This window comes from Pseudostreptobacillus sp. (assembly GCF_977040545.1).
Window position 1 is genome coordinate 1 of the sequence record NZ_CDRRBS010000038.1, and the last position, 9678, is coordinate 9678.

Annotated in this window: 9 protein-coding genes; 4 read left to right on the forward strand and 5 right to left on the reverse strand. The window is 25.5% G+C overall.

The window, feature by feature from the left end; genetic code table 11:
• From ACWYO2_RS03150 to ACWYO2_RS03160, 3 genes are all read right to left on the reverse strand, one after another.
• On the reverse strand, positions 1 to 942 hold a 942-nt coding region (locus ACWYO2_RS03150; RefSeq protein ID WP_455515046.1), incomplete at its 3' end, for a methionine ABC transporter ATP-binding protein.
• Positions 943 to 1229: 287 nt separating this feature from the next.
• Positions 1230 to 3272, reverse strand: coding sequence for an HD family phosphohydrolase (locus ACWYO2_RS03155; RefSeq protein ID WP_455515047.1), 2043 nt, complete (start codon positions 3270 to 3272; stop codon positions 1230 to 1232).
• Positions 3273 to 3311: 39 nt separating this feature from the next.
• The gene (locus ACWYO2_RS03160) at positions 3312 to 5303 is read right to left on the reverse strand and encodes an ATP-dependent DNA helicase (protein WP_455515048.1); all 1992 of its coding nucleotides are present in this window, start codon (positions 5301 to 5303) and stop codon (positions 3312 to 3314) included.
• Between the two features lie 122 nt (positions 5304 to 5425).
• On the opposite strand from ACWYO2_RS03160, the gene rpsT reads away from it, so the two are divergent.
• From rpsT to ACWYO2_RS03180, 4 genes are all read left to right on the forward strand, one after another.
• Entirely contained in the window at positions 5426 to 5692 is a 267-nt protein-coding gene (gene rpsT / locus ACWYO2_RS03165) for a 30S ribosomal protein S20 (protein ID WP_455515049.1), read from the forward strand.
• Positions 5693 to 5776: 84 nt separating this feature from the next.
• Positions 5777 to 6016, forward strand: a complete 240-nt coding sequence (locus ACWYO2_RS03170; RefSeq protein ID WP_066895165.1) for a type B 50S ribosomal protein L31 — start codon at positions 5777 to 5779, stop codon at positions 6014 to 6016.
• Between the two features lie 62 nt (positions 6017 to 6078).
• Entirely contained in the window at positions 6079 to 6702 is a 624-nt protein-coding gene (upp, locus tag ACWYO2_RS03175) for a uracil phosphoribosyltransferase (protein WP_455515050.1), read from the forward strand.
• Positions 6702 to 6935: an RDAC family protein gene (locus tag ACWYO2_RS03180; RefSeq protein ID WP_455515051.1), complete on the forward strand. Its 234-nt coding sequence runs from the start codon at positions 6702 to 6704 to the stop codon at positions 6933 to 6935. Before upp ends, ACWYO2_RS03180 begins: the two co-directional genes overlap by 1 nt.
• Before the next feature lie 48 nt (positions 6936 to 6983).
• Here the strand turns inward: ACWYO2_RS03180 and ACWYO2_RS03185 are convergent, their stop codons facing one another.
• Together ACWYO2_RS03185 and ACWYO2_RS03190 are read right to left on the reverse strand one after the other, a co-directional pair.
• On the reverse strand, positions 6984 to 7373 hold the full coding sequence (locus ACWYO2_RS03185) for a hypothetical protein (RefSeq protein ID WP_455515052.1): 390 nt from the start codon (positions 7371 to 7373) through the stop codon (positions 6984 to 6986).
• Between the two features lie 23 nt (positions 7374 to 7396).
• Positions 7397 to 9678 (reverse strand): hypothetical protein (locus ACWYO2_RS03190; RefSeq protein ID WP_455515053.1); only part of this gene is annotated, 2282 nt, incomplete at its 5' end.

Consider the following 9678-nt stretch of genomic DNA (forward strand, 5'->3'; position numbering starts at 1 on the left):
TAACCATTCTATAACCTCAGTTATTTCATCAGCTTCTATTTCTAATATTAAATGACCAACTTTAGTATCATTACTTAAAGTATCTATAGCTCCTCCAAGTATATTAATATCTATATTAAATTTACGTGTAAGAACCGATACATACGGTATATCTGATTGTTCTCCATCAAATATTAATTTTATTGTATTTTTTTTACCAGTTTGTACTTCAAGTTTCAAATCACTTATCAAATCTTTAGCAAGTTTTGTTGTCGGTGAAATAAATAATTCTCTTACTGTAGATAATTCTATTATTTCACCATCTTTCATAACAGCGACTCTATCACAAATTTTTTTAATTACCTCCATTTGATGAGTAATTAAAATTATAGTTATCCCAAGTTTTTTATTGATATCTTTAAGTAATTCAAGAATAGAATTAGAAGTTATAGGATCTAAACTTGAAGTAGATTCATCTGAAAGTAAAATTTCTGGTTCAAGAGCTAAAGCACGAGCTATTGCTACTCTTTGTTTTTGTCCACCACTTAAATTATTAATATATTTATCTTTATGTTCATACAAATCCACAAGTTTTAATAATTCTTTTACCTTTTTCTCTCTTTCTTTTTTAGAAATACCTAATAACTCAAGAGAAAGTCCTACATTATCAAATACAGTTCTTGAAGAAAGTAAATTAAAACTTTGAAATATCATTGCTGTTTTTTTTCTATATTTTCTTACTTTTTCATCATTCCAATCTAATATATTTTCTCCTTCAAATAAAATTTTACCTTCTGTTGGTATTTCTAACCTATTTATCATACGTATTAAAGTTGATTTACCTGCTCCTGATAAACCTATTATACCGAAAACTTCTCCCTTCTTTACCTCTAAATTAACTTTATTTACTGCTAATTTATCTCCAAATTTTTTTATTATATTTTCAAACTTTAAATAAGACATAAATCTCCTTTCTAGTATAAAAAAAAATCAGGCTTTGTGCCTGATTTTATATATTTCCATATAGTTACCGGCACATGCAAAACTGCCTGTACCTTTAATTAAAATACAAGCTATTAACGCATGTACATCATCACTATTTTTTTAGTAACTATATTTCCTTTCATTTTTCTACCTCCATAATTATTATACAAGTATACTATCATAAAATCTTGTATCTTTCAAATATATGTTATATATGATAATGATATATTTTGTTTATGATTGATTTTTATGATATTAAATACACTCTAACTTATACCATTATTATATTTAATTCTTTCATGATATATTCCCTTTAAAATATTTAAAAAACTTTGAGTAACTTTTTCTACTTCTTCAAAAGTCATACCACAATCATTAAGTTGACCATCTTCTACTTTACTTTTTATTAAATATCTTACTAATTTTTCTATAGATTCCATACGTTTATCACTAGTTGCACGAACAGCCGCTTCTATAGTATCTGCAAGCATTATAACACCTGATTCCTTACTACTTGGACGAGGTCCTGCGTATCTAAAATCTTTTTCTAATATATCTTCCCCACTCTCTAATGCTTTATAGTAAAAATATTGTACTAAAGTAGTTCCGTGATGTTCAAGTATTATATCTAGTATTTCTTTAGGTAATCCGTATTGTTTACCTAAAATATATCCATCTTTTCTATGTGAAGTAATAATTAAAGCACTAATTTGAGGTTTTAAATTATTGTGAGGATTAATTATTCCCTGCTGATTTTCAACAAAATATTTTGGTCTTTTCATTTTACCTATATCATGATAATATGAAGCTACACGACAAAGTATAGAATTTGCTCCTATAGCTTCTGCACCAGCTTCTGAAAGTGCACCTACCATTATACTATGATGAAAAGTTCCAGGTGCTATAAGCAACAGTTCCTTTAATAATTTATTTGAAAAATTAGATAATTCCAATAACTTAATATTAGTTAAAATATTAAATGAATTTTCAAAATATGGTAATAATCCTAATGAAAATACTCCTGTTAATACACCAGATAATATTGAATAAATTACATTTGGTATAATTTGTAATAATTCATAATTTAAAGAAACTCCTACTGCAAAAGTAAATATTGATTGTATAAGTCCTAAATATATACTATTTCTTACTATTTCATTTCTACTTGTAACTTTAGAATTTATATATATCGCAAGAATAGATAACAATAATATTACAGACATCCACTTTAAATCTTCTATTATAAAGAAATAATTATATGCAACTAAACTAAATACAAATATATATTCTTTATATAAAATACTACTAACTATTGGTAAAAGTAAAAGAGGTGCTAAATAATTTACATCTAATTTGTCCATAAATAAATAATATCCAAGGTTTATAATTATTGTAGTTATAAATATAGGATAAAATTCTTTAGAATCAAAATTTTCTTTAAACTTATAAATAGATAATGAAATAAATATAAATGATGCTATTACAAAAGTTAAAAATCCTCCTAAAATTCTTATTATTGAATCTTTTGCATTTACATAACCTAAATGTGCAAGATCATTATATATAGAATCTGTTATTACACTTCCCTCTTTAAGAATTAAATCACCTTTATGTATCTTAACTACACTATTTCTCATCATTTCCATATTTTCTTCTATTTTTTGCAAAGTTTTTGCTCTATTTATTTGAAGATTTGGTTCTATAAAATTCTTTAACAATTTATTTTCTTGTTCTGTAAGTATAATTTCTTTATCGGCTAATATTCTATTAAAATCAGATTCACGATATATACCAACTTGATATACTTCATCTAATATATTATATAGATAAAGATAGTATTTAACACTTTTATTTATACCTAAACTTAGTACATCTTTTACACTTAATTTCAATGAATATAACTTTATGAAATCACTAACTTCTTCTTTATTATTAAGATCTAAAGAATTTAAATTTTGAAAAAATTGTTCCAATTTATCTAATTCTACTTTAGATACATCTTCTAGTCTATCGTATTCTGGAGTAGTATTTTTTTCTATTTTTTGTTTAAGATCATCATCTAATATATTTTTAGTATATGTTAGATCTTTATATGCTATTACATCATTTTTAGCAACAGATCCTAAAACATAAGTTTCAGTATTATTCTTAAGTGATATTAAAACAAAGAAAAAACCTACTATTAATACATACATTATTATATGCGAAAAATATCTATCCTTAAATAGATATCTCATAAAACTTTCACCTTTATTATCTTTAGTTTTTATATTAATCTCTAATAAATTCCCAAAAAAATTAATTTTCATTTAATTTTCTCCAATTCTACATTTTCATAATAAATTATATCATTTTAATAAAATTTCAGCAATAGATAATATTTCAATATTACCCTTTGGGAGAGATTTCATTATCATTTTACCATAACCTTTACTATACATCCTTTTATCTAATATGACTATATTTCCTCGATCTTCTTTATCTCTTATCAATCTTCCAACTCCTTGTTTCATTTTAATAGTAGCATAAGGTAGCTGATATTCTGTAAATGATTTAGTCCCTAACATTTCAGAAATTGATTTAACTATAGGATCATCTGGAACTTGAAAAGGTATTTTAGAAATTATCACATTACTTAATTTTTCTCCTTTAACATCTACCCCTTCCCAAAAACTATCAGTTCCTAATAGTACCGTATTTTCTAATTTTTTAAATTTTTCTAATAGCTGTCCTCGTTCATAATCCCCTTGTCGCAATACAGTAAGATTATGTTCTTTTTTTAGTATATAATCATACACATAATTTAAATCCATATACGATGTAAATAGAACAAAAGTTTTTCCTTCATTTTTAACAATATAGTTGTAAATAAAATCAGCCATTTCTTGTTTAAATGAAAAATTGTCCGGTAAAGATATATCAGAAGGTAGGTATATATTCATATTATCTTTATAATTAAAAGTTGACTCTATAATTTTTGAACTAACATTTTCTAATCCTAAACTATTTTCTAGATACTTAAAACTACCATTAACTGTTAAAGTGGCTGAAGTCAAAACTAATCTTTTAGATATAAAGCCCATTGAAAAAAGTTTTGATATATTGTATGGTGTAATATTTAAAGTAAGAAAAACATTATCTGCATAGTTTAGCCAATATATATTATTTTTTAAATCAAAAGCAAAAAAACTATTAAGAACTGCTATTTTATCTTTAATATATTTAAAATAATTTTTAATTAATTGATATGCTCTTTCAACTTCTTTATCTTTAGATGCTTTAATATCATCTTTGATGATGTTCAACATTTCTTTTAAAATAAAATCTAAAGATTTAATAGAAGATTTAATATTTGATATTTGATCAGTTACATTTAAGTCATAAATTTTATCTGCTCTAACTCCATTTGAAGGTATTTTTGGATATATTTTAATTAGCTTTTTCATTATAATAAACGTATTATCATATATATTGTCTAAAGATGAGATAATTTGATCCTCAAATATTTTTAATTCTGGTAATTTTTCCAACAGTCTTAACATATTACCACTTTTATCAATTGTTTTAGCATTTCTATTATATAACTGACCTAAATACTTATTAATTTCTCTAAAAGAAAATTCTTTTGTATAACATGCTCTTGCAGTATTTTCAAGATTATGTGCCTCATCTATTACCACAGAATCATATTCTGGTATTAAAGAAATATCATTTTCAGAACGAAGTATAGAATCTAGTATAAGAATATTATGATTAACTATAAAAATATTAAATTCATTGTTTTTTTTAGTATTATAATAATAACATTTATCATAATAAGGACACTTAACTGAAAGAGTCGTTTCTTTTTCAGATTTTATTTCATTCCATATTTTAAATATTTCTTTATTTTTTATATCAGCTCTATCCCCTGTTTTAGAAATTTCTATATCTTTTAATATATTTTCAAAATTTTCATTCTTATTATTTTTTAGATAAAATTCATCTAATTTTCTTCTACATACATAATTACTTCTTCCCTTTATTAAAGTATAATTTAATTTAACTCCTAAAAGTTTTTCTATCAACGGTAATTCTTGTTTCAATATTTGCTCTTGAAGATTTATAGTATTTGTCGATACTACAACATTAACATTATTATTAATACTTCTTAAAATCAAAGGAATTAAATATGCCAAAGTTTTACCAGACCCTGTTTCTGCTTCTATTAATGTTTGACGCTTTTCAAATAAACCTTCATCTATAAATTCTGACATTTCAATTTGATTTTCTCTTTTTTCATATTTAAAGTCAGCATGCAATTTATTATATATATCTTTTATAAGCACAAAATTACTCACTTTCCTACTTTTATAAATAAATTATATCAAAAAATAAAGAAAAAATAAAGAAAAGTATTTACAAATACCATAATTTATGATAAAATTATTTAGTTAAATTGTGTATAAAGGAGGAAAACAGAATGGCACATACTAAATCATCTAAAAAAAGAATCGTAATTGGTGAAAGAAATAGATTAAGAAACCAAGCTGTTAAAAGTAGAGTTAAAACTTTTATAAAAAAAGTTTTAGTTGCAGTTGATTCTAAAAATATTGATGATGCTAAGGCAGCATTATCTGTGGCTTATAAAGAATTAGACAAAGCAGTTTCTAAAGGTATATTAAAGAAAAATACTGTTTCAAGAACTAAATCTAGATTAGCTACTAAAGTTCAAGCATTAAACGCTTAAGCTTTAACTTTGTATATTTATGCACATATTTAGTGTTATAAATTCATAAATTATATATATTTATTTTATGAAAGGAGTCCACAAATGAAAAAAGGTATACATCCAGAATACAGATTAGTTGTATTCGAAGATACAAGTAATGGTGAAAGATTTTTAGGAAAATCTACTAAATCTTCAAAAGAAACTGTTGAATTTGAAGGTAAAGAATACCCAGTTGTTAAGGTTGCAATAAGTTCAACTTCACATCCTTTCTATACTGGTAAATCTAAATTTGTTGATGAAACAGGTAGAGTTGATAAGTTCAAGAAAAAATACAATTTATAATAAAATACAGAGTTACTTTTGTAATTCTGTTTTTTTTAAAAAAAATATTTTAGGAGGTTTATATGGCAGTATTTGAATACAATCACCCATTAATCAGTCACAAACTTTCAATTTTAAGAAATGTTAACACTGATACAAAATTATTTAGAGAAAGTTTAAATGAAATAGCTTCACTTATGATATATGAAGCAACAAAAGATCTTAAACTTAAAAAGACTACAATAACTACACCTATACAAGAGACTGAAACTCTTGTACTTGATGAACCGGTTACTATAGTTCCTATATTAAGAGCCGGTCTTGGAATGGTTGATGCGATGCTTGCATCTATACCTAATGCTAAAGTTGGACATTTAGGAGTTTATAGAAATGAAGAAACTTTCGAACCTACTTACTATTATGCAAAAATGCCAACTAACGTTGTTGAAAGTAAAGTTTTAATTATAGATCCTATGCTTGCAACTGGTGGTTCAATAATATATACTATAGATTACCTAAAATCTTTAGGAGTAACTAATATTTCAGTACTATGTATTATAGGGGCTCCTGAAGGAGTAGAAAAAGTTGTTTCTCATCATCCTGATGTTGATTTATACATAGCTTCTATTGATAAAGGTCTTAACGAACATAAATATATATATCCAGGTCTTGGAGATGCTGGAGATAGAATCTTTGGTACTAAATAATGAAAATCGTAACTTTTGACCATATAATTGAAATAAATAAATTATTAAAAGATTATAATATTAAGATCAGTTTAAAAGATGCTTGTGGTAAACAAAGTATGGAAATAAAAAAAATTGAAAATGATTTGAAAGAAATAAATGAAGATATTTATAAAATAATAGAAAATAAATTTAAAGAATATAATATAAATATTGAATATTCTATAAATAAAAAATATATAACTATTATTTAAAATTAAAACGTGTACTAATAAAAATTAGTACACGTTATTTTTATAATATTATTCCATTGTAATAGATTCTGTATATCCTGCATTTGTACCTAAATCAAATGCTGCACCATTTGCACCATCTACTATATACCATAACCAACCTGGTAAAAAGAAATTACCAACTATAAATGGTCCAACACTTATTCTTGGTATAATATTAACTTTTTCAGTTGCTGTTTCTACAGTATATGAAGCTGGATCAAACGCTCCTTTACCTCTGTATAATCTAGTAACAATTTCTCCTTTCCCTTTTACGACCACATTACCCATACTGTCTTTAATTGTAATCATTTGATTTGACTGTGATTTAACTCTCATATTTTGAGTAGTACCATGTACAACAGTCGCACAACTTGATAAAGCTAACATTGTAAATCCTAACATCAATAATTTTTTCATAATTATTCCTCCTAAAGTTTATTTTATTTATATAATTTTTTAACCTTTTCAATCAAATCTTTATATTCTTTTTCTAGACTGCTTAATTTATTTTCAAGTTCAAAAATTCTTTTTCTATCTGTATTTTGTAAAACTTGATTATCAAATACATTATTTTTACTTAACCTAAACCCTAATCCTAAACCAAAAGAAATATTTCCTTTATTATTAATACCACCACTAATTTTATAACTTACTTTATTATACTTTCCACTCATACCAAATGCTATAGAATGAGCATTCGCATAATTCCCATAAGCTATATTAAGTTCATATCCATTAATAACAGAAGAATATGTAGGCATATTAGCCATAGCGATAGCAGAAGCTATACCTGAATATGATTTATTTTCAATACTACGTATTCTAGTGTCAGTTTCACTATTTGATTTTAATTCATTAATTTTTTCTTCTAATCTATCAATTTTAGCAATTTTATCTTTAACTTCCTTGCTTAAATCCACTACTTTAGTTATTTGATTAATTACAGGTTGTGAAATACTTGCTCCTGTATTAGAATTATTAGGTTGTGTAATTGTTGAATTTATAACATCAGGTTTATTTTCAGAATTAGAAGTAGTACCATTACTACTTTCTTCAGTTACAACTACATCCCCTTTTCCTTTTAAAGAAAGTCCTATTCTAACATTACCTTCTTTATCAAATTTTGTAGTTATTCCATTTTCTCCAATAAATTTTAATTTATCTTCTGACAATTTTATCTTTCTATCTTCACCACCTGCAATAACATTTAAAGTAATATTTTTAAGTTGCCCTACATTTACTGCATCGGTATCAAGTGTTCCAGCTGAAACATTTATTATTTGTCTTGTTACATTATTTATAGAATTCCCAACTGAAAATGCTCCTGATGTTGAAACCCAAGATGACATCAATTTATTAATTTCTATTTTTCTCTTATTAATTTCATTATCTTTTTCAGTTAATTGTTTATCTTTTTCTATTTTTTCTAATTCAAGTGTTTTCTTTTCTTCCTCAGTTACTGTTTTATCATCAATTTTTTTAACAATTTCTAAAAATTGATTATATAAAGTAGATTTAGTAACTTTTAAATCTTCAATTTCCTTACCCAATGTATTAAATTTTTCTAGATTAGAACCTAATACTTTTTCTTTATTAAAATCTTTATCATTAGGATTATAACCTAAAACATCAGATTCAATATTAGATAATGAATTTGACCCAATAGCAATACCACCTAAAGAATTTGAAACCGAATATTTACCTATACTAACACTTTCATCTTTTATCGCTTCAGAACTATTTCCTAAAGAAATAGAATTAATTCCAACACTTGATGAATTTACACCAATAGCCATTGATAAATCCCCATAAGCCTTTGAAACATTTCCTATTGCAATAGAACTTACACCATAACTTTCTGAAGCAGCCCCAATAGCCATCGTTTGATAACCATAAGCTCTTGCATGCGGTCCTAACGCTGTACTGTGTTCATATTTTACACTTTCTTGAGGATTATTAGTAAGATAAGTTCCTCTAATAACAGTATGTGTTCCAACTACACCCGTATCAAAAATTGGAGATACATCCGGTTTTTTAATAGGTTTACCTACATAAGCACCTATACCTATAGCTATAGAATAATTTGCATTTTCTCTTATTAATGCATTTTCTCCTATTACAAGCCCACTCTCAGAATTAGATTCAGATTTAACACCAATAACAAATGAATATTCCTTATTTGCTTTAGTTAAAGGTCCTATAGCTATTGTATTTTTCATTTTGGCATTTGACTTACTACCAAATGATATGGAACTTTCTCCTTCAGCATTAGCTTCATATCCAATTGCTGTTGATAAATTATTATTACCAGTTTTTGCTTGTAACCCTATTGAAATTCCTCCTAAAGAATCACTCTTTGAACCACTTCCTATTACTATACTATAATTTCCATTTGCAGCAGTACCATTTGTACCTATAGCTAAACTGAAATCACCTTTAGAGTTAACACCAACTGCACCTATTGCCACACTACTTTTACCACTTGATTCTATTTTAGCTGAACCTAATGCTACACTATTTGATCCAAGTGTTTTAACAAATAGTGTTCCTATTGCCAAACTTTGGTCAGAAACAGCTTTAACATCATAAGAACCTATTGAAATACTATTTTTACCTTCTGTTACAACTTTTACTGCCCCTATTGCTAAACTTTGTGAACCTTTTGTTAGAACACCAGAAGTCCCTATTGCTATACTATTTTCTTTAGAAACACTACTACCAT

Coding starts and splice junctions, on each gene's coding strand:
- upp (WP_455515050.1), top strand. CDS start 6,079: ATGGCAGTATTTGAATACAATCACCCATTAATCAGTCACAAACTTTCA.
- ACWYO2_RS03180 (WP_455515051.1), top strand. CDS start 6,702: ATGAAAATCGTAACTTTTGACCATATAATTGAAATAAATAAATTATTA.
- ACWYO2_RS03155 (WP_455515047.1), bottom strand. CDS start 3,272: ATGAAAATTAATTTTTTTGGGAATTTATTAGAGATTAATATAAAAACT.
- ACWYO2_RS03185 (WP_455515052.1), bottom strand. CDS start 7,373: ATGAAAAAATTATTGATGTTAGGATTTACAATGTTAGCTTTATCAAGT.
- rpsT (WP_455515049.1), top strand. CDS start 5,426: ATGGCACATACTAAATCATCTAAAAAAAGAATCGTAATTGGTGAAAGA.
- ACWYO2_RS03170 (WP_066895165.1), top strand. CDS start 5,777: ATGAAAAAAGGTATACATCCAGAATACAGATTAGTTGTATTCGAAGAT.